This window comes from Dendronalium phyllosphericum CENA369, assembly GCF_016056275.1.
Taxonomy (GTDB): domain Bacteria; phylum Cyanobacteriota; class Cyanobacteriia; order Cyanobacteriales; family Nostocaceae; genus Dendronalium; species Dendronalium phyllosphericum.
In genome coordinates this window covers 18,952-40,730 of sequence record NZ_JAECZA010000299.1, presented here as the reverse complement: position 1 = coordinate 40,730, position 21,779 = coordinate 18,952, and the positions used below count along the sequence as shown (strand labels likewise).

17 protein-coding genes are annotated in these 21,779 nt (G+C 38.7%); 6 read left to right on the top strand and 11 right to left on the bottom strand.

The window, feature by feature from the left end; translation table 11 throughout:
- From I8752_RS34080 to I8752_RS34055, 6 genes are all read right to left on the bottom strand, one after another.
- On the bottom strand, positions 1-3,138 hold the full coding sequence (locus I8752_RS34080; protein ID WP_214436585.1) for a CHAT domain-containing protein: 3,138 nt from the start codon (positions 3,136-3,138) through the stop codon (positions 1-3).
- Between the two features lie 17 nt (positions 3,139-3,155).
- Positions 3,156-3,878, bottom strand: coding sequence for a helix-turn-helix domain-containing protein (locus tag I8752_RS34075; protein WP_214436584.1), 723 nt, complete (start codon positions 3,876-3,878; stop codon positions 3,156-3,158).
- Entirely contained in the window at positions 3,875-4,282 is a 408-nt protein-coding gene (locus tag I8752_RS34070) for a type II toxin-antitoxin system RelE/ParE family toxin (RefSeq protein ID WP_214436583.1), read from the bottom strand. The genes I8752_RS34075 and I8752_RS34070 overlap by 4 nt, the downstream gene beginning before the upstream one ends.
- Positions 4,283-4,459: 177 nt before the next feature.
- Positions 4,460-5,986, bottom strand: coding sequence for a lysine--tRNA ligase (lysS, locus tag I8752_RS34065; RefSeq protein ID WP_214436582.1), 1,527 nt, complete (start codon positions 5,984-5,986; stop codon positions 4,460-4,462).
- A gap of 235 nt (positions 5,987-6,221) precedes the next feature.
- Positions 6,222-7,586: a mannosyltransferase gene (locus tag I8752_RS34060; RefSeq protein ID WP_214436581.1), complete on the bottom strand. Its 1,365-nt coding sequence runs from the start codon at positions 7,584-7,586 to the stop codon at positions 6,222-6,224.
- Positions 7,587-7,811: 225 nt separating this feature from the next.
- On the bottom strand, positions 7,812-9,017 hold the full coding sequence (locus I8752_RS34055; RefSeq protein ID WP_225896076.1) for a mannosyltransferase family protein: 1,206 nt from the start codon (positions 9,015-9,017) through the stop codon (positions 7,812-7,814).
- Here I8752_RS34055 and I8752_RS37810 point away from each other — a divergent pair.
- The 3 genes from I8752_RS37810 (at position 9,016) to I8752_RS34045 (ending at position 11,282) form a co-directional block, all read left to right on the top strand.
- Complete coding sequence (locus tag I8752_RS37810; RefSeq protein WP_225896075.1) at positions 9,016-9,192, top strand: hypothetical protein; 177 nt, start codon at positions 9,016-9,018, stop codon at positions 9,190-9,192. The genes I8752_RS34055 and I8752_RS37810 overlap by 2 nt on opposite strands.
- A 376-nt stretch (positions 9,193-9,568) precedes the next feature.
- Positions 9,569-10,765, top strand: coding sequence for a 1-deoxy-D-xylulose-5-phosphate reductoisomerase (dxr, locus tag I8752_RS34050; RefSeq protein WP_214436579.1), 1,197 nt, complete (start codon positions 9,569-9,571; stop codon positions 10,763-10,765).
- Between the two features lie 319 nt (positions 10,766-11,084).
- The gene (locus I8752_RS34045) at positions 11,085-11,282 is read left to right on the top strand and encodes a hypothetical protein (protein WP_214436578.1); all 198 of its coding nucleotides are present in this window, start codon (positions 11,085-11,087) and stop codon (positions 11,280-11,282) included.
- 90 nt (positions 11,283-11,372) lie between these two features.
- Here the strand turns inward: I8752_RS34045 and I8752_RS34040 are convergent, their stop codons facing one another.
- From I8752_RS34040 to I8752_RS34025, 4 genes are all read right to left on the bottom strand, one after another.
- On the bottom strand, positions 11,373-11,873 hold the full coding sequence (locus I8752_RS34040; RefSeq protein ID WP_214436577.1) for an acyl-CoA thioesterase: 501 nt from the start codon (positions 11,871-11,873) through the stop codon (positions 11,373-11,375).
- Positions 11,874-12,400: 527 nt separating this feature from the next.
- Positions 12,401-12,745, bottom strand: coding sequence for a DUF1815 family protein (locus I8752_RS34035; protein WP_214436576.1), 345 nt, complete (start codon positions 12,743-12,745; stop codon positions 12,401-12,403).
- A gap of 1,372 nt (positions 12,746-14,117) precedes the next feature.
- Complete coding sequence (locus I8752_RS34030; protein WP_214436611.1) at positions 14,118-14,333, bottom strand: DUF2839 domain-containing protein; 216 nt, start codon at positions 14,331-14,333, stop codon at positions 14,118-14,120.
- 230 nt (positions 14,334-14,563) lie between these two features.
- Positions 14,564-16,126, bottom strand: a complete 1,563-nt coding sequence (locus tag I8752_RS34025; protein ID WP_214436575.1) for a helicase C-terminal domain-containing protein — start codon at positions 16,124-16,126, stop codon at positions 14,564-14,566.
- 142 nt (positions 16,127-16,268) lie between these two features.
- On the opposite strand from I8752_RS34025, the gene I8752_RS34020 reads away from it, so the two are divergent.
- Together I8752_RS34020 and I8752_RS34015 are read left to right on the top strand one after the other, a co-directional pair.
- Positions 16,269-17,231, top strand: a complete 963-nt coding sequence (locus tag I8752_RS34020; protein WP_214436574.1) for a M48 family metalloprotease — start codon at positions 16,269-16,271, stop codon at positions 17,229-17,231.
- Between the two features lie 267 nt (positions 17,232-17,498).
- Entirely contained in the window at positions 17,499-17,927 is a 429-nt protein-coding gene (locus tag I8752_RS34015) for a hypothetical protein (RefSeq protein WP_214436573.1), read from the top strand.
- A gap of 21 nt (positions 17,928-17,948) precedes the next feature.
- Here the strand turns inward: I8752_RS34015 and I8752_RS34010 are convergent, their stop codons facing one another.
- Positions 17,949-19,499 (bottom strand): ArnT family glycosyltransferase, encoded by a 1,551-nt coding sequence (locus I8752_RS34010; protein WP_318780930.1) that lies wholly within the window; start codon positions 19,497-19,499, stop codon positions 17,949-17,951.
- A 993-nt stretch (positions 19,500-20,492) separates the two neighbouring features.
- Between I8752_RS34010 and I8752_RS34005 the strand changes: the two genes are divergently transcribed.
- Positions 20,493-21,401 carry a polysaccharide deacetylase family protein gene (locus tag I8752_RS34005; protein ID WP_214436572.1) on the top strand — a complete coding sequence of 303 codons (909 nt, stop codon included), beginning with the start codon at positions 20,493-20,495 and terminating at the stop codon, positions 21,399-21,401.
- Positions 21,402-21,779 lie beyond the last annotated feature (378 nt).

The window sequence follows — 21,779 nt, the reverse complement described above, 5'->3', positions numbered from 1 at the left end:
TCATCGTAAACCTTGGCAAATGAAAGCAGCCCAATAGCGAGGGTGTGAAAATGGGAATTGCTTTTTGGAATTTTCTATCACTTCAATCTGATTTTTAAGCTTCTGGTAATTTATGTATTTCTGAGTCCATTTTAACCGCTCTGCTGAACCTCGCTCGTATTGGGATCTTTTATTCTGGGCTTCTTCAAATTCAGTTTTTGCGTGATTGTATAGTTTTTTAATATCCTCGCATCTCAAGAACTCCTCTTTTCTAAGTTCGCGTAGTTTGATTTGGGCTTGCTTTAATGCTTTAGGACGGTTTTTACCTTCTTGTCGCTCCTGATAGTAAAAAATAGAAAATAATGCTGTAGCTAAATCATTAACTGACCACAAAGTACTAACTACACTTCTAGCACCAGCACACAAAAATCCTGTGGAAAGGGTAAGAATATCATCAGTTAACGAAGGAGTACCTAAATTAGTTTCGCAGCAAGAGAGAAACACTTCTACAAGTTGAGGTAAACGCCAGCTTGGTGTCATTAATTGCCCCAACGTGATATTACCATCAGCTAATTTTAGCTGTGATTCTAAAGGATTATCGAGGCGAGAGACTGCATGGTGGGAGGAATGAAGTACTTGAACTTGTTGTGCTAAGTGTCGATAGTTTTTACAGGTAGCTTGACTGCTGCCGATTAATCTGTTTTCTGTTGGAATGTTGTACATTTGGGCGAGTTTTTCGCCTTCAAATCTGGCGCAGGGAAGGTTATCTTCTGCATCTTCCACAATGCCATATTGTAGAGATACTTCATTAAATGTCCCTACAGTATCACGTTGTTGACAAAATTCTAATATTTGGCAGCTTGGGGTGTAACGAATGAGATATTTATCTCCTAAATATTCTTGATATTCTCCTGTAGGCAAAGCAGTGAAGGGCATCTGATGCAGTAACAGGTGAGGTACTAAAATTAACTCTTCTATTGCTTCAAGATGTTGGGATATGAGTTCAGGTATTTGTAGGCGTTCAGCTAGTTCGCGGAGAATATTGTTAATTTGAGTTTCCCATTTTTTGAAATCCTGCATATAAGGCAATAACCAATTCTGGTTAATCCAGCCTTGCAACGTATCTAATCCTTGTCCTGTGCAGGTATGGACAGTAATTTTGCTTTGCTGCGCGACAAAAATATGGGTGTCGCTGTTTGTAGTGTAGAAACTGAGAATAGCTGTATTAGGCTGGTTGATTAGTAGTTTTTGAATTTCTGACAAGCTGAGGGAATTTACTTGAATTTCTCCAGCTAATACCGGATCTTCACGTCTGAGATTTTCCCAAACTTGTTGTTTTTGGGCTTCCAAAGATGCGATCGCTTCATTATAAGCTTCCCAAACAGCACGTGTTTCACTACGATTCTTTTCAGATTTATGGCGTTGGCGTTCTCGATCAATTTGCTGTTGCAGTTCTTCGTATTGCTGCAATAATTCTTGAACTTTTGGATGGATTTCTTCGCCTTGGAAAAGGTTGTAGCTTGCCATTAAGTCTACCAAGCGTTTGGAACGCGATCGCTCTGAATATTCAAAGGCTTTTTCTATTTGTCCAGCGTTGATGCAAGCTTGCACCATGTTTTGGTACAGACCTAAAAATATTTCTACAATTTTCTGGCGATGTGACTCGCAAATTACCGATATACGAAGCTGTTCTAATGCATTAATAGCAGATGTGTAACCTTGAATAGCCTCCAACCATAGTCCATGACAAAAAGCTAGATTGCCCAATATCCTCCCTATTTTCAAGGATTCTTGAGTAAAGGTAATGGGTTTGTAGAATTCCAATGCAGACTGGAAGGACTTTACTGCTTCTAAAATTTGTTGTCTTTCTTTATAGGCTCTGCCAAGACTTATATAAATTCCTGCCCATTGTTCTGGAAATATTTCATGTGAAGAAACTTGTAAGGCTTGCTCATAACATTTTATGGCTATAAGTAGATTTTCGACTTGAGTATCATCAATACAAGTTTCCCATTCTTCATCAGTTAAAATAGCATTACTTACTGCTTCTATTAGAGGTTGTGGTATTTCAAAAATTTCATCAAAAGTTTCAGGGTTAAAAAATCTAATGGCCTTTATATGATAGTCAATAGCTTGTTCTAATACTTCACCATCAGACTTATTTAGTTTATTTTTTTGTCGATAAGTTGTACCTAAATTAACTTGAGCTTTAGCCCACTCTTCTGGAAAAATTTTTGGATTAATATAATCTAATACCTCTTGGTAGTAGGCAATAGCCTGTTCAATATTATCTACTACCTCGCCTTGTTTCCGATCTCGGTAAGCATTTGCTATATTTATTGTAGTTTTTGCCCAACCTTGTAGATAATTATCGCGGGTATGAACCAGCAAAGCATTCTTACAATAATTGATTGCTAGTTCCAAATTCTCTGTTTTATCGCCCTCTATACGCTGATAATAAGCAAGTGCTAAATTATTTTGCAGTTTTGCCCAATCTGTAGGAAATACCTCATAGCTATAAACCAGCAAAGCATTTTTAGAAGAGATAATAGATTTCTCAATATTCTCTGATTTACTACCATGAATACGCTGGCCATAAGCAATTGAAAGAGTGAAGTGGGTTGATGCCCATGCTTGTGGTACATTCTCATATTTATAACCTTTTAAAGCATTCTCAGCATAATAAATTACTTTTTCTAAGTTCTCTGCTCTTTCGCCATTAATGCGATCAAGATAAGCATTAGCTAAAATAGCTTGAGTAGGTGCAGTTAGGTTTTTTAATATAAACTCAGTTTCTGTTGAAAAAAAATCAGATTTTAAAATTTTAATCACACATTCACAAGCATTGATAGCTATATCCTGATTATTCGTCAGGCTTCCGTTCGCAAAAGCATAAAGAATTTCACTGAAAATAGGAACTGAAGCTAGAGTTAACAAAGCTTGACTTGGCTCTGCCTTAGATACGAGATCTGTTATTAATTTGGATACTAACTGAGCAAAATAATTATTGAGTTTATCAAGATTTCCAGCTAATAATAATTCAATATTTTTTTGATCATTACTTAGAGATACATTTAATAAATTAACTAAAAATTCAAGATAATTTTTATCTTGTTGTTCGTCAAGTTTGTAGTTTACATTACCCAATTCTTTTTTCATCTGAGTTTAACTAATATTTATTTGTATTTACCTAATAAATCTGCCAATTTTTCTAACAATTCTTCAGCTAAATATAACAACTCAATTTCATCAATTTCATTACTGGCTCCGCGATTACTTTCTACAACTGGCACATTACCAACTAACACATTTTTTACAGCAAAAATTCTATATTCTTCCTCTAAGATACTCAGACATTTTTCCAACTCTACAGCAATTTCTTGAATTGTCCTTGAACCTAAACGCGCTCTTACTTTCACTGCTACTGAATCGTCACTTTCGAGCAGTTTTACCAAAGCTGTTCTCAGTCCATCATCCTCGCTGGAAAACTTCTCAACAGCTACACGAACATATTCGCGGACGCTCATGTTTGCCGCTAATGCCTTTTGAAAAACTACATTTGGTACATCTACCAGCAATACACCTTCGTTATCGCTGGCTTGATATAATTCATCCCCTTTTTTTACGGCTACCAGCAAATCTGCACCCAAGGCATGTAAATAGTGCAACACTGATTCCAACTCATGTTCCTTTAACGCCGATTCCAATTTAGACACCGCCGCTTGCTGCACTCCTAGTTTTTCCGCTAGCTGCGCCTGAGTCAATCCCGCTTTGTTACGTATTTCCCGCATCGCATCGGTCAAATATAGGCGTAAGTACTCTAACTTTCCCGCCAAAATCACCTCTGGGTCGTCGCTTACCTTTTGCTGCAACCAAGCTTGAAAATTAGGCTTTTTCATGACTGTTCCCTCTGCTGCAATTCACGCAATCTCACTCTTGCAGGTTCTTTGTCTCTATCTTTGATCGCGCCGTCGTATTTTTTCATAAAGGCGTGCAACACTACAAACCGTTGAGGTGTAGCAGCCGTTAAAATAAACCGTGGATTATGTTCGCTCTTGGTCATACGTAACTCATACAGGTCATCTTCTAACTTCTCAAAGATGTCACTGGTGAGTGATGCGAGTCCTTTATTGCACAGGTAGCCAAGACTAACTTGCAAACGCCTGGTTTCGGAAGCACTCAGTAATGGCTTTGGTGGATTTTCTGGTTGTTCCTCTTCAGGAATCATCCTGACGAAAAAAGCAAGTAAATCTTTAGGGATTTCCCCATTGACATCTTGATAAAGTTCCCAAGTCCAAGTCACTTCCTACCTCACAATATAGTATTCCTTATAAAGAATGTCAATCATAGTATTCTTTATAAGGAATATCATATAGAATACGTGAGTGCAACTTAGATAATCAAAGTCTGAGTTATAAAAATGGTGCGTTAGGCAAAGCCATAACACACCTTGCTATTTCTATACAATTGCCAGTGTTTATTAAGTTTCTGATTCTGGTAATGCTTCTGCTTTCTCTGGCTTGAGTAAGGGGAAAGCGATCGCATCCCGAATACTAGCACAATCAGTTAATAACATCACTAGGCGATCGATTCCAATCCCTAAACCACCAGTAGGCGGCATACCGTATTCCAAAGCTGTCAAAAAGTCTTCATCTACACCTTGCGCTTCTAAGTCGCCAGCGGCTTTCCGGGCGGCTTGTTCTTCTAAACGTTCTCTTTGGTCGATGGGATCGGTAAGTTCTGAGAAGCTGTTAGCTGTCTCTCGCCCTACTATAAATAACTCAAATCGTTCTACCAAACCAGGTTGCGAACGGTGAGGTTTGGCTAACGGCGAAATTTCCACAGGATAGTCAATTACAAAGGTAGGTTGAATTAAATTTTCTTCTACCTTTTGTTCAAAAGCTTCATTCAAAAGTTTGCCAATTGATGCCACATCTTCAATATTTTCCAGTCCAGCATTTTTACTTGCTGCTTTTGCTTCTTCTAAAGTTTGGAATGAGTTGAAATCTAAACCCGTATATTCTTTCACCAAATCGTGCATCGTCACCCGCCGCCAAGGAGGTGTTAAATCTACAGGCTTCTCTTGGTAGGTAATTTGCAGCGTTCCCAGTACCTCTTGGGCGACGGTGGTAATTATTCCCTCCGTCAGCGCCATCATATCGTTATAGTCGGCGTAGGCTTGGTAAACTTCAATCGTTGTAAATTCTGGATTGTGACGAGTTGAAATTCCCTCATTGCGGAAAATTCGCCCCAATTCAAATACCTTTTCAAAACCACCGACAATCAACCGCTTGAGATGGAGTTCTGTAGCAATTCGCAGATACAACTCCATTTCTAAGGTGTTGTGGTAAGTGATGAACGGACGTGCATCAGCACCGCCTGCTTCACTTTGCAAAACTGGCGTTTCAATTTCGAGAAAATCCCGTTCTTCCAAATAACGACGAATCCCGGCAGTAATTTGGGCCCGGCGGCGGAAAGTTTGCCGGACTTCTGGGTTAACAATCAAGTCAACATAGCGTTGACGGTAGCGCTTGGCAATATCCGTTAACCCATGCCTTTTGTCAGGTAAGGGCAACAGAGATTTTGTCAGAATACTGTATTGTTTGACGTAAATAGATAATTCGCCCTTTTCAGTCCGTTTGATAGTGCCTTGAACGCCGAGGATATCGCCAATATCTGTGAGTTTATCGAGTTGTTTGAAAGCATTGGCCACAATATCTGCCATACTTTCGTCAATGCGCTTTTTTTCTAGGTAAAGCTGAATCGTGCCTGTTTCATCTTGCAAGGTGACGAAGGCTAGTTTACCCATAAAACGACGCAACATGATGCGTCCGGCGATCGCTACTTCTAAATCAACTTCTTCACCGTTGGGTAAATCAGCAAATTGTGCTTGCAATTGCGCCGCGTGATGGCTAGATTCCCAACGATAGGCGTAGGGATTCATTCCTAGCTGCTTTAGCTGTTCTACTTTCTCCAGCCGCGTGGCACGAATATCTTCTTCAGACATATTTACGAACTTTCAGGGGGCAAAGATAATTATAAATGCTGCAAAAGTTTAGAGTGAGAGATGTTGGTACTTTCTGGGCTACCTGATATTGCTATTATCCGCATTGATGCGCGAAAATACATCGACTGCCATCCTGCACCGAAATATTTTTTTGATTGAGGTAGCACATAGCACACTATAAATAGATCGTAAACAAAAAGTGTCTCTCTATGCCAAAGTTAGTTTCATTTGTTGATTAACCCAGCCATCGGTCTTGACCATAATTAATCCATTGTTCAAATAAGGCAATGGCTGAAATTAGTATGAAGCAAAATAGAATAGTATATGCTTTTTTACCAGAAAAACAGCAATATAAATAACCAGTAGCCATAAAAAAGAAAGGCACTGCAAATATAAATCTTGCCAAGCTAAAAAGACGGTCTTGGGTGAAAAATATAATTACAGAATGAATAAAACTAAAATAGATACAAAACCAAAAAATATAGTTTTTCCTGAGAGTATAAATATATTTATTTATTGCCAGTTTAGTTAATTTAGCTTGCTTCTGATATCTTATGTAATTGAATATATACAATAAAATCAATAAAGGTGGATAAATTAATAATAAGTTCCATAATTGAGATTGAGGCATAAATATGTAGAAGTCATGCCTAATCAACTTAAAATAAACTAAAGCAACAGCCAAAAATAAAATTATCGCAGGCAGGTAAAGCCCTAACAGATCGAATAGTGGTGATTTTGGTGTCAACAATAGTTCTAAATGTAATCCTAACTTTTTCCCCCACAACTTTTGGTCGTGAAAAGAGGCAAAGAAATCACCTCTTGTTATCAAACATAAATTGCCATAAATCGAGTAACCTAGTAAAGCTGACACGCAGATAGTAATAGTAGTTTTAATTTCAGATATATATTTAGTAAATATGGCTAATAAATTATGATGAGTAAATCTTGCTTTTAGCAAGCTTTGAAAATAAAATATAGTCCCTAAGCTTGTGATAGCAGAGAATAGTATTTGGATTAACACTGGTCGAGTTAAAGCCATTAAAAAGGTAATAACAAAAATCAAACATAATTTCAGATTTTCATTGAGTTTCAATTTAGGTAAGCAAATCCAAATAAATAAAGTACTCAGGAATGCAAACAAGCTTTCTGTATAACCTATAACTCGGAATATAGCCATAGGATTTACAGAATAAGCAAGAACTAACCAAAAAGCTAAATCTACGCGTTGTAAACCTATTTGAAAAACCCAAAATAGCAAAAATGTGCCAAGAAAAAATAGAGCAGTTGCTACCACAGAAAAGTAGTGTGCAGCCTGCTCTATACTTTGAGGATGAAATACAATACGAATGATAAAAGGCCAGAGAGGGTAAAAGGCGTTACAACTAGGACTTAAAGCTAATTTAGCGTAATGTTCTACATCCCAGTAGTAACTTTTATGAGGTAACTGTGGAGGAATATCGCGTACTAATTGTGTTGCTGAAAAGAATTTATAAAAAGTTTCTGGATATAGTAACATTGCCATTGCAGTGCAAAAAATAAATGCGCTGCATATAATCAAAGGTAAGAAAATTACCTCAACAATTCTTCTTTTATTCATTAGAAGTGAAATTATTTTTGAGTATAAGAAGTTAATAAATTTGTGGGGTGAGTATTTCGCTTCTCCTGAAGAAGAGTGTAAAATCCGATTTTATTTCAAGCAATTTCTGATATGGCCGTAGCCACACCCTTTAGGACATTTGTGATTGCTCAAAGCCTTAAAATAACTGGGTTTTTACTCAGCACTCAGCACTTTGCTATATTAGCTACTGTCCCTACTTGGCTGCTACCCTACCCAACGCTCTTGAGCAAATCCAATAGCTATCTTAGTAAGTAAAGTTACAAATAAACCTAAGCTTAAATATCCCTGACAAGAATGGCGAGACAATAATACACCAATACCGACACTCAAAGGTACAATACCGTAAGCAAGGCGGCTCAAAGATATCGTGCCTCCAGAAGCTAGCAGTAAAGCGATACCGCAAAAGCCATAGCTTGTAGTCACTGGGGTTAGTTGCTTACGCGAATACCATAAAAGGTAGCTGCCACCTAAAACCATACATGTATTAAGTAAGTTATTAATCAGCTGTTCGTTGGCGAGTATTAATAAAAATACGACTACAGCGTAAAAGCCATAGATTACCTTGATAGAACTCCAATTTTTACGGAAACGCCATAACATATAACCGCTGGTAACAATCATGGTAAACAGCAGCGGATACCAAGGGTCTTTAATCCCGCCAGATGCATCTTGAATCCAACCAAATAACCAATTGTTTGGCCCAACTACAATTTGCATTAACATGTTTAACCAACCTTGCCAATCAAACCCCAGAGATGGTCGCCATCCCCGTTGTGCTGCGATAAAAGCTAAGGGATCGTGAAAACGAATTGCACAGTACAAACTGAAGATAAGTAACCCTGTAGCGCTAGTAAAGGCTGCAATATAGGCAATGGGCGGTCTGCGTTCTTTCCAAGATGCGATCGCAAATGCTGCAATCAATGCCATCCCTGTAGGACGAGTTGCTGTGGCCATTGCACCCCAAATAGCAGTCCAGCGATATTGCTGTCGATCGAAGGCCAGCAAAGCGGCTGTACTCAAAAATAAATACAGTCCTTCTGTGTAAATCACTCCTGTAAACATGGACGCTGGATACAAGGACACCACAGCAGTAGCCCACTGACCGATTCTGATGCCACAATGCTCCTTAACCCAAAAGTACAAACAGCAAAGTGCCGCTAAAAATGCCAAGTTGTTTACTAATAGACCTGCGACTTCAAACGTCAAACCCAGCTTCATCAAAACCCAGATGCTTAAAGGGAATAAGGGAAAAAAAGCCAAATTATGTTGTTTGCCGTCATTGACAAATTCATAACCAGTAGTGGCGATCGCGCGATAATGAATACTATCCCATGCGTCAAAAACTTCCCAGCCAAAGTGCGGTTTAATTCCTGTTGAGGGTGACGGCAAGTTAGGAGCAATTATTAACATGGCTGTCCAAATTAATATTCGGCTGAGACACCATATTATTGCGGGAAACAGGAAATCATTTTTCCATAAAAATTTTGTGATGACTATCCAAGCTTTATCCATAGGTCTAGGCGTTTACACAGGCTCCTTGATGCATCCTTTTACCTATGGTTGCGACACTGCCATTTTTGAGTAACATTCCGCACGTCCATTTCATATGAAAATTAGCAACTAACTAAAAATCTCCATAACTATCACACAGTTAGAGGTCACTATCTAGTAGTTACTATTGAGCTTTTATTGCCAAAGTATTCAGCATTCACAATTATATATATAGTATCTGTATACACATTTTTATATAAATAAATCTAATAGATACTTATCATTAGTCAGTTGTCGTAGAGACGTGACGCCAGTCGCTACAACGGGGGGAACCCCCCCAACGCACTGGCTCATTAATCGCGTCTGAACAAGAGTCTTTGCCCCCCTACCTACCATAATGTGGCGATCGCTGTGATGAATGAGTCCTAAGCAATTTATAGTGGGAGTTATCAGTAAATCCTTAAGTAATTGTGAAAGCTATAAATCTTCTTGGTTCCACTGGTTCAATTGGTACTCAGACTTTAGATATCGTTACTCATCACCCAGATCGGTTTCGGATTGTAGGATTAGCCGCTGGGAACAATGTAAAAATGTTGGCAGCCCAGATTCGGCAGTTTCGACCGAAAATAGCAGCGATTTGCTCCCAAGAGAAATTGCCAGCTCTCCAAGAAGCTGTCAAAGACCTCGATCCTCAACCGATTTTACTGGCTGGGGAAGCTGGAGTCATAGAAGTCGCCCGTTATGGCGATGCTGAAACGGTTGTCACCGGTATCGTTGGTTGCGCTGGGTTATTACCTACTATCGCTGCGATTGAAGCTGGTAAAGATATTGCTTTAGCAAATAAAGAAACCTTAATCGCTGGCGGCCCTGTGGTTCTACCCTTAGTCAACAAATACGGTGTAAAACTACTACCAGCCGATTCAGAACATTCAGCAATATTTCAGTGTCTCCAAGGTGTTCCCAAAGGCGGCTTGCGGCGAATTTTACTCACTGCTTCTGGTGGCGCTTTCCGAGATTGGGATGTAGAAAAGTTAGCAGAAGTGACAGTTGCTGATGCCCTCAAGCATCCGAATTGGTCAATGGGGCGGAAAATTACAGTTGATTCCGCTACTTTGATGAACAAGGGGCTGGAAGTAATTGAAGCTCACTTTTTATTTGACTTGGATTACAAAGATATCGATATTGTCATTCATCCTCAAAGTATTATTCACTCACTCATCGAGCTGCAAGATACTTCTGTTTTAGCCCAACTCGGCTGGCCTGATATGCGCCTACCACTACTGTATGCTTTATCTTGGCCTGACCGCATCTATACTGAGTGGGAACAACTTGATTTGGTGAAAGCTGGAAATTTAACATTCCGCGAACCAGATCATCAGAAGTATCCTTGTATGCAGTTGGCTTATGCTGCGGGTAAGGCTGGCGGTTCTATGCCGGCAGTGTTAAATGCTGCTAACGAACAAGCTGTGGCGTTATTTTTAGAAGAGAAAATTCAATTTTTAGATATTCCCCGATGTATCGAATCGGTATGCGATCGCCATCAAAATGATAACTGTACAAATCCCTCTTTAGATGACATTTTGGCAGCAGATCGATGGGCTAGACAAGAAGTTTTAAATGCAACTAAAAAATTAGCAACTTCTTCGCGTATTATTTCTGTACGCTAAGGAGCTAGATAACAATAAACAATTGTGAGGATGGTGATTTATACTACACTATCCTCATTATTCTTAATAGACTCATAATTATTGTATGTTCAGTAATATATCTTAAAAGATTTATAAACCACAAACTATTGTGTCAATTTATGGTATATTGGAAAAGCGGCAATTACTTAAAATAACCTACCATATTTTCCAATACTATAGCATCTATTATAACTGGGGTAAGCTCGCTTTCGCAATAGTAATTGTTAAGTGTATGAAAGTATCCTTTTTTAAATAAAACTCCTCTTAGCAAGAGCGATTCTAAAGGAATTTGGTATTTATGATTCCTACCCTGATTGTTGCTTGGATAATATTTGTCGTTTTGTGGAAGATAATCAAAACTACTGTGAGCAATGCCTTGACTATTGCTGCAATACTGATTCTATTAAATATTGGTTTTGGCATTACACCCCAAGATATTTGGCATCAGATAATACAGTTTGCTCAAACTGTGTCGCAGATAAGCACTGGTAAATAAAAAGGTGAAGTCTGAAAATATTAGTGTTTCATCCCTAAAAAAATAGGTATGCAACAATTAACAAGTTAATTCAAACTTCAACCTTTTCGATCAATTTTTATATAATGCGGAAACTTTTGCTAATGCATCTTTAACATTTGCAGGTAACTGACGCATAATTTTACCTCTTTCGCGATCTAATGCTACTAATGTCACCTTGGCTGTGGCATATAATTGCTGTACATCTGGCGACACGAGTGCATAGTCCCAGTTAATGCGGACACCAGTTACTTCAGTCATACGCGTTTTTACCACCACTGGCATACCTAACTGAATTGAACGGTGATATCTTACTGAAAGTTCTACAACTGGTAGATCGCAACCTAACACTACTAAATCAGCAAATTCAATACCTATCGATCGCAAGCATTCTACACGTGCTTCTTCCATCCAAGCTAGATAAACACCATGCCAAGCAATACCTGCATAGTCTGTATGATGAGGTTGGACTCTCACAGGATATTCAAACCAACCTTCAAAAGTCTGATTTGATGGAATGTCGATAGCACTAGTTGGTGGTAGTTGTACCGGGCTTGTTTGTTCTTCAGACATATTCAAGTTTATTGGCAACTATGAATTGTTCCTATTTGGAATAACACAAAAAGGACTTGCATTGTAAAATTTTTTAAAAAATCGATTTTTCATAGGAAAATAATTCAGAATATAGAACATTCTAAATTATAAACATAATAGTTATTAAACAGTATTTGTGGTAGGTCAACCAGAAGATTCGTTTATTTTATTTAGAAATGGCGATCGCATTTACTTGAGAAAAATCGCTACTTGGTCGCTTATTCATGTAAATTACAATCAGCAGTCAGCGCTAGCCTCAATCACTCCTACAATTAAGCATTCCTCATCTTTATTGGCAATGGTTTGTAAGGACTGTGTCTATTTTATATTTTTCCTAATCCAAAAATTGTTCAACTGTTGATTGGCTCTAACCGCAACAGTGAATAGGTAATGGGGAATTATAGACTAATCTACAATTACCTATTACCAATTATTAGCAAGCGATTTCCAATAAGAAATCGATTACTAAACCTTTGTTGAAAGTACCTCATTAAATACAGGAATCCTTAACACTTTTTCACCAACGCTTTATCACTCGAACAAGGTGGTGTAGATTGCTTAATCAGATTAGCCAGTTCCTGTAACTGACTAATTGCCTCAGCACCTTCCAACTTCATCAATTCGCGGTCATCCCGCATTTCTGTCCAAGTAATCCCGTAATCCGATACTAAGAACCGAATTAGGTGGTTGTCTCCCAAGCTGACCATAAATGAAGCACTATTCATTTGGTCGCCGCAAGTATAACAGGACGCAAGATACCCACGCCGTTCAAGCACAATCGCCAAGGCTTGCAGATTCATAACCAAGTCTTGAACGAATTGCCGATGTTGATGCGCTAGTCTTAGAAACACGTTTGTCCTCCAGACACCACAGTCATTTTAGTTTCTTTTATATTTTCTTTAGATTTTCCCACCCATTGGTATTGTAAACTATCCATTACAATTACCAGACATCTTGAGAGTTGTTAATTAACTACCTTGCTTAGGGTAGTGGATAATTGTTAAGCTTGCCGTATCAAACTATTCAGTTTACAGATTCGATTTATCAGACAGAATTGCTAAATTTAATCTTTTCTTTATACTATTCCGTCTGAGTAGATGCCTAGTGGAAGAGATCCGCTTTAAGAGTAACCCAATTTTGGCATCATTCAACCATAGAGAAGCTACGGATCTATTTGTTCTCAAGTTTGTATAGCAAAACTTATTAATGACAAAGGCTGTAAAGCCTTATTTATATTGTTTGTATCCTTTGTCTGATGGTGAGATCGTATATTCTCCAATTGAGCTATATTCTTGGCAAATGTTAGGTATATCAGGTTAATTTTCCAAATCTATGGATTTTGGTAGATGACTGTGTAAATTTTAGATTTCAAATACGGGATTATTGACAAAAATCTAAAATATTTTATACACAGTACGTATTTAGAGAATAATGCCAAATTTACAACCCCAATAGTTTCAGGCTTAAGACTGAGAATAACTAAACTCAGAACGTGCATGTTGCCATTTCGGCAATATTTTCTGTCTTTGAGAGATTATGCAGGGCAACTTGCCTAAAAGACGAAAAATCTTATTAAGATGAAAAATAACGGTTGATTAAACTACAAAAAGTTAAGTTTGCTCTGAAGATATTCAAGTGCAAATGCTCGGTTTTTCATTGTTTTAAAAACTAAGATGGCCTAGTTTTTAGCAAATTCTGTCAAGCAATAACATTGAGGCTTAAAGTTTGTGACTTTAGCGAGAGTTATAAATAGCAGCTTGAATTGATAAAAATACGAAAACTGAGAAAAACTATGAGATTTCTAAGTCTTACCAACACCAGCTCGTTTTTTGAAATTGAGTAACAACCTATGATTTAACATTTCAATATGATTAATAATAGGCTATTTCTCCATTAAAAAATCATTATAGACAGTTACAGTTACCGATCTGTTGCATAAAATCGTCAAAAGCTAGATATAAACTTTTGAAAAATGCTCCAAATTTCAATTAGATTATTTCTAGCTTTCTACGTTTGTATGCTATCTCAAATCATCTATCAGAAGAGAGACCGAATTATTTTTGATTATGCGACTATTTTACTCACCTAGTAAAAACTAGATTAGCTAATTAACACCTACTTTATTTTTTAAAGTTTATATCCACTTCAGGATTGAACCTAGATTAGAGTTTACTAGCTTAATAGTCTACATAATAGATAAAAATTGTTACAAACACGGCACATTTAAGACACAACTTGCCACCAACCGAAAGCTGGGCCGATAAAACGAATAGTCACCCATGCTACAACCATAATGCCAATGCCTATCCAAGCACCGCGAGTAGTCCAAGCAACAAACTGTTCAGCCTGGGTTTTGGTGATGGGAACCCAAGAGAAAATACGAGTATCTTGACCGTATTGTTCTCCAAGTGTGGTTTTACGACGTTTTGCTTCACCCATAATCAGCAATTCAAAATTCAACTTAGTTTTGCAGTTAATACTAGCAGTCATATTAGTTACGCAAGAGACGCAATTGCTAGCATCACTAGTGCAAATAACAAGTATGACAGTTTCAGAAGCTTAGAATGCTCGAACCAGCTGATGATAGCGCTTGCCAGGAGACGATCGCCTTTCAGTTGACAAAACGTAAATAGTTAGCGATCGCTGGCAAATAACAACCAACAACTGACTTATGCAGAATTTTCCTCATTAGCATTGGAAAAGAGACTGGGGTCGAGATAGTTAATACGTGCTAGAGGACTTAAAGCAGCAAGAATTTGCGCGCCGTAGCTACGATTTACTACACGACTATCGAGCAAAGCAATAATACCTTGGTTTTCTCCTCGCACTGGAGCGATCGCCCGCTGCAATTCATTCAAAGCAGTTGGCAATAAGTATAAACGAAACCAATCTTGATGCGATCGCTTGTAATGAGCTACTCTTCCAGCTACGAGGGGATTTTCTAAAGATGGTAGAGGCAAAGTGGCTATCACAAGTAGATGGGGCGCTGGTAAGACGCTTTGATGTTCTCGCCAAAATTCCCAACCGCTGACCAAAATACCATTTTCATCCAAACAAGTTTTTTCTACTTGCACTCGCGAACCAAATTCCGAAGCCAGAATTGTTCCAACTTGAGCTTTGAGTGGTACATCGCCCACCAAAATAACTGTTAATCCTGGTGCAGTGGCACTAAGACACAGTAGTGTACGAACTTTGTGAATAAATGCTGCTTGAAATTCTGGTGTGTTAGGTAGCGGCAATTTATGAGGTAAATACAATTGAATTGCTTCCGCTTGGGTATCTGAGGAAAACTTCAAACAAGTTACATCATCCAACCCGAAGCGCTGACGGAATAGAGGAGCCTCAGTTTCAGATTCTAAGGCACTGCCAATTAACACTACTGGTTGTCGTTGCCAAATGGGGGAAAGTATTTTCCCTAACTCAATCGGGGCATAATGCAAAGAAAATAAACCTTGACGACGGGCAATAGTCGCCCAGAACAGAGACGGGGGGGATGAGGGAGAAAGATTTTCATTAATATTTTGAAATTGCTGCCAGAACAGCTGCCAAGGTTCTGGCAATCCTTTTACCGACTCTAAAACAGAATAGAGATGGTTTAAAATCTCTATTTCTGGTTGGGAAATCAAATAGCATTCATAAGGATTCGCAGGATGTTGGAATAGTTCTTTTGTGAGTTGCACTCTTGCAGAGCGAATTGCCTCAGCTTGGTTGGGACAAGCTAGCATGAGTCCATCCCAATCGTGGGGTTGAATATCCTGAGTCACCTGATGACGTACCCAATCTTCGAGATCGTCCACACCATCAATAATGGTGGGAATATTTAAAGGAAAATGACCTGAAGATGCCAACTGCCCTTTTAACCACGCGGCGGGGGAGGTAAGGAGTAGCCCTTGGAACTCAGCACTAGGCCAAGCGTCACCTGTTCTGATAGGTTTGTCAGCTTGTAGCCACTGCTGTAGTCGCGGAATTTCGACATGCAGCAGCCGTTGCTGTACCTCTTCCGGGGCAACAATAATTACAGGTCCGTGCCACATTAAAGCTGATGCTACGAAACTAGTGCGATAGCGCCCTTGATAGCCAGAAACTGCCCCAACTTGAATTAAGGCGCTACGTCCTAAGCGCAAGGCGCGTGCTACCAACCTTGCCATCGTCAAATGATGGGGCCAGGAAGGGAAACCCGCCTGCGATCGCAGGAAGTTATGTAGTGATAAATGGACTTCTGCCTCAATCACACGCTTTAAATCCCATAAAAAGTGACTTTTACTTCCAACAGCCCCATTTCTATTATGTTGTCAGTTGATAGTTGTCAGTTGTTATTTGTTTTTCTACTGACCACTGACGACTGACCACTGACCATTAACCAATTATTTAATTATGCCAACCTATACAGGAATTTCTAGTGAAGCCTTCAGGCATCCACTGGATAGCCAAGCCGAGCAAGCTTTACGCAATTTACCAGGATTTGATTTTTTCGCCCGTAAATTTGTGGAATTTTTTGCCGAACGCCCTCAATTAGTTTATTTAATGGGCAACACCATCCAAGTCGGGCCGCGCCAATATTCCACTATTTACCAGATTTTTCGAGAATGCGTGCGAGATTTGGACATTTATCCAGAACCAGCACTGTTTGTTGAGCAAAATGCCCAAGCTAATAGCTATGCACTTGGACAAGAGCATCCTTACATAGTCATAAATACAGGGATATTGGACTTACTAAACGAAGCCGAAATTAGGGCGGTGCTAGCCCATGAATTAGGGCACATTAAGTGTGGTCATACTATTTTAATTCAAATGGCGATATGGGCGAGGAGTGTCGCTTCTAGAGTTGGTGAATTGACCTTTGGCATTGGTGATTTCGTCAGTCAAGGTTTGTTACTTGCCTTTTATGAATGGCGACGTAAAGCTGAGTTATCCTCCGATCGCGCTGCTTTGTTGGTAATGGATGATTTAAATCCAGTAATTTCTTCAATGATGAAAGTAACGGGAGGTAGTATCAAATATGCCAATGAATGCAGTTTACAAGAATTTATTAAGCAGTCTGAAAATTATCAGGCACTCGATCGAGATGGACTGAACCAAATGTATAAGTTCTTGATGTACACTGGGTTTCAAGGTGCAATGCTTACCCATCCTTTTCCTGTGGAACGCTTGCATTACTTACAAGAGTGGGTAGTATCAGAAGAATATCAGCAAATTCGCAGAGGAAATTATCAGCGATCGCCTGCTTCTGGAGCAGTAAATGTTACAGCAGAAAATCTCGAAAATGAAGCAGAAAATTTACGTCAGCAAGTTGAAGAATTACAACGAGAAATTAACAGAATGAAAAGGTCTGAATAAGATTTGAGTGCTGAGTAGCCACTCTTACGAGCGTCTACGCGTCTGTACAGGAATTAGTTATCAGTTGCTATTTTCCTTATCTCTTCTACTGCTCTCATAACGTTTATCCCACGCATAATTTAATTTTGTGATTCCCTCAGATTAGATAATAGATGTAGATGGATTACCTCCTGTTAGACAGGAGGTAGAGAACCACAGGTAAAGAAAGCATCAAAGCTACTATCCCCTTGAAATAGGACAAAATTAAATCTGATGTAGGCTCTCAATATGGCAATTCACCTTACAAAACGGATGTTTGTGTTCGCTAATATTCTTGCTTTTCTTATCTTAATGCCGGGAATTGCCTTGGCAACACCAGTTGAATTCTATGCTAGTTCTGATGTTATTTTTGCCCAAGTTACCAATGCTGCTAAGTACTCCACCTCGTTTTCAGAAATTGAATTAACTCCTTTACAGCACCAACAACTCCAAGCTGTACGCCAGAGAAGAAATAAAGAAATTGCCGCAGTATTGAACTCATCCCAACGTACACAACTCGTTCAAAACTTACGTGTTGGTAATAACATAAATCAAGCCCTAGAAACACTGAAATTACAACCAGATCAGCAAGACTTGGTAAAAGCGATCGTGCAATTTACTAATTTGAAAATGAAAGCTATCTTATCTCGTCATTCACTAACAGTAGGACAAAAATAAAGGACTCGGAAAATGAACAAATTAATTAGTTAGTGGTGAAATTAAAGTAAATCCTTCAGTTCTACCGATAGCTTTACTACCAGTTAATTTTATTGTTTTTAAAGTGGTATTATCTAATAGTAGATAATATTGCTCGCTCCACATTTGTTGTAAAACAGGCATGGTTGCTGGAATGACTTTGCAATCGCAGTAAAAGTCTAAACTAGGACGACCATAAGGAAAAGAGGTATAAACTTTTGTTCCTGGTAAAACATGGGATTGAATTAGTGCGGCAACTGGCTTAACTGCAAAAGCTTCATTTAATTCCCAAATCCACGATCGCGAACTCATCAACAGTACTAAAACTAAGTACATCCCAGAAAAGAGAACAGGAATAAAACGCCGATCGTGCTGTTGAATTAGCCATACGACGATGCCCATACTAATTGCCAAAATCACACTCATGACAATTAATATAGTTTCTTGCTTGGTAATGGCGAAGTAAATACCCCCTGCCAAACCTGCGATCGCGATAACAGCAAATAATACTGCCCACCATGCCTTAAAATAACGATGCTGCCAAACTTCGCTGAGTTTAGCACCGATTGCTAAAGCTAAAAAAGGATAAACAGGCATGATATACCAGGGAAGTTTAGTTCTCATCAAAGAAATAGTTACTAAATAAACAATTGTACCGATCAGAACTAGACAACCCCAGGTATTCTGACGCTTTTTCCAAGCTAGAGAAAATCCACCTGGCAAAAATATCAGCCAGGGAAAACCATATTTAAGTAACTCAATAAAATAGTACCAGGGTGGCCCGCTATGACCTTCTACTGGTTGTACGAGGCGGCTAAAGGTTTGAGCTTGAAAATTTATTTGTAAGAAACCACTACCATAATGTTGCCATTGAGCGGCATACCAAGCGATCGCTGGAGCATTTCCGAAAAATATTCCTACCCATAAATAAGGATTTCTTAACAAAGCTAGTTGTCTAGTTGCTAGAAGAAATAAACAAGCAATTCCTCCTAGCAACATAACTATCATGCCTTTTGTCAGAGCGATTAATCCTAAACAAATTCCTACACCAATGGCATAAAATTGGTTTTGTCGTGCTTTTAGAAGAAAAAATAACAATAAAAGAAAAAAAGTAATAATTGCACCATCTAACATTGCCAGTCGCCCGTGACGTACCACAGGCAACATTGTCAAGAACACCAAAGCCGCAAGCAAAGCTGGCAATCTTTGGTTAAAAATCATATAGCCAACTAAATATAATAAAGGCACTCCTAAGGCTGTTAAAACTGCACTAGGTAAGCGTGTTGTCCACTCATTTACCCCTGCTAAGGAATAAGTCCAAGCTATAAGCAAGTGAATCAAAGGCGGTTTGTTATAGTACGGTTCACCTCCTAAAGTGGGATAAAGCCAACGCATTGAACCGACTGGGGCACGCCAAATTTCCCGCGCAACTTGTGCCACTGTACCTTCATCCCAATCTCGTAAGGGAGAGTCGCCCAAAAAGATCAGCCACAGAACTAGAGATGCCACAAGTAGGCCAAATAGGCATTTTTTTGCTTGAATAGAATAATTCACTTCCCCTACCCTCTAGCCCAATCTGGTACTGATAGGCGATTTTTTGTATTAATAACTACTTTATTATCTGGTTGTAATACGTCAATCAATTCTCCGCAGAGCATCTTAACATCTTTAGTTTATAAAGGTGCGGTTAATTTCAGTGTTTATACTGTAACCAAGTATCTTGAATTTTAATATTAATGGTGTAAGAATTATCTTTTACTTACAACTAAGGTTAGCAAGCAAAAAGCTGATAGTATTTTAAACTAACTATAAATACTTCATAGCTAAAGCATCAGTAGCCAAACCTAAACTCAGGTGATGGTAACATTATTTGAACTCAATGAGTAAAAAGTATACAGATTAACTACTAAAAGTTCCTTAGCAATGAGAAACTATATTCTGTTGATTGTCGTCTACCTGTTTCTAAGAAAACAAAAAGCGGAATTTAGTAAGTCGAAAACTTAACTTTTTTTTAAAAAGGAAGTCAGGACTATAGGCAGTAGAATATACCTTATCACCTATAAAATATATAGTTAGTGAGATTTATTTTGGGTAGATAATATAACTATCAGTAAAATAATTCACTAGCCCACCTCTTGAAGCAATATAAATAATATAAAAGCCTTAGTAAATATAAATAGGAGATAGCAATGAACTGAGAGCATCTAGGACTACTAGTAACACGCTCGATGTGCAGTCAATAACTTGATTGTACTACATAGTACAATTATACAGAAGGATAGAAAAATTGAAGCCATATCCTGACAAATCAAATAGTTGATATTGAGTATTACCAATATTACATAGACTGCGATCGTCCAAAACCTAATTATTTAGGTTGCTATTGAAATCTTATAAGCATAGCTCAGATTTTTTGAGTTTCTGTAAATTTGTGTATACAATTTTAGATTTATCAAAAAGTAACTGAGTATTTAATATTTTAGAAAAAATTTGCTATATACTCCGTCAAAACCGTGACGGATGGTTTGACTTTGAAGGAGCTATGAAGTGGAAAATAATAAGTTATTTCTTTGGCCGCAAGGAATATTAGTTGCGTTACTTTTATTAAGTGCTAGTTTGAGCGTTGGTTTGATGATGTTGATCAAACCTAATGCTTCTGAGGCCCAGAGTAGACAAAATATAGATACTAATCATGTACCTGCTAAAGTAGGAACTCAACAGCGGATTGAGGGATTAAAGACGACAATGCTCACAACTTGGCAACGGGAGGCACAAGCCAAGGGTCTTTCCTACGCTGTATCATCGCACTTCCAAGGAGCAACAATTAACGCCGCAAAACTTTCTCAAGGCGAGAAAGTAATTGCTCTGACTTTTGATGATGGACCTTGGCCTGAAAGTACACTGCAAGTCCTAGATATCCTTAAACAAAATAATATTAAAGCAACATTTTTTGTCATTGGGCAAAACGTCAAAAATTATCCAGACTTATTGAAACGGGTAGTTGCTGAAGGTCATATTATCGGCAACCATACTTGGCATCATTGGTATCATTTTATGAATCCACAGGCAGCTGCTTATGAAATTGACCACACAACAAACTTAATTTATCAAACGACAGGTGTTAAAACTAATTTGTTTCGACCACCTGGGGGAATCATGCACAACGGCGTGGCTGCTTACGCTAGAAATAATAAGTATGCCCTCATCATGTGGTCTTCGGACTCGGTAGACTACTCGCATCCTACTGTGCCCAAGTTAATAAATAATGTATTCAGACAGGCAAAACCTGGTGGTATTGTGCTGATGCATGATGGTGGCGGTAATCGTTCTAGAACTGTGCAAGCTTTACCAGAAATTATTGCTAGCTTTCGCAAGCAAGGCTATAGCTTTGTTACCATCCCAGAACTTTTAGAGCTACAAGATAAAGACCAAAAATTGATTGCAAATAAAAAGTAATAATTTACACTAATTCCTAATTTTTAGTTTTAACACTTAGTACGTTGATAACGGCTACGGCGTACACACAAGTATTGTAAAGTTACCTAACAGCGTTTCGATCCCCCCACTAGCCACGCCAGTCGCTCTACTTGGGGAGACCCCCTTCGGGTGAATCCTTCGGATACGCTCTTGCTAGCGCCACTTTGCTATCGACGCAAAACGCCAAGACCGCAAGTGGACTCATCAAGACCGCGCTGGCTCCCCTTGAAAAGGGTGGAAAATTTCTTAAAGTCCCCCTTTTTAAGGGAAGCCACTGCGTTGGGCGGGCAGTGCCCGACTTGTAGACGCTTCTGCGGCTTTCGCAGGGTAGTATGTGGTGTGGATAATGGGGGATCG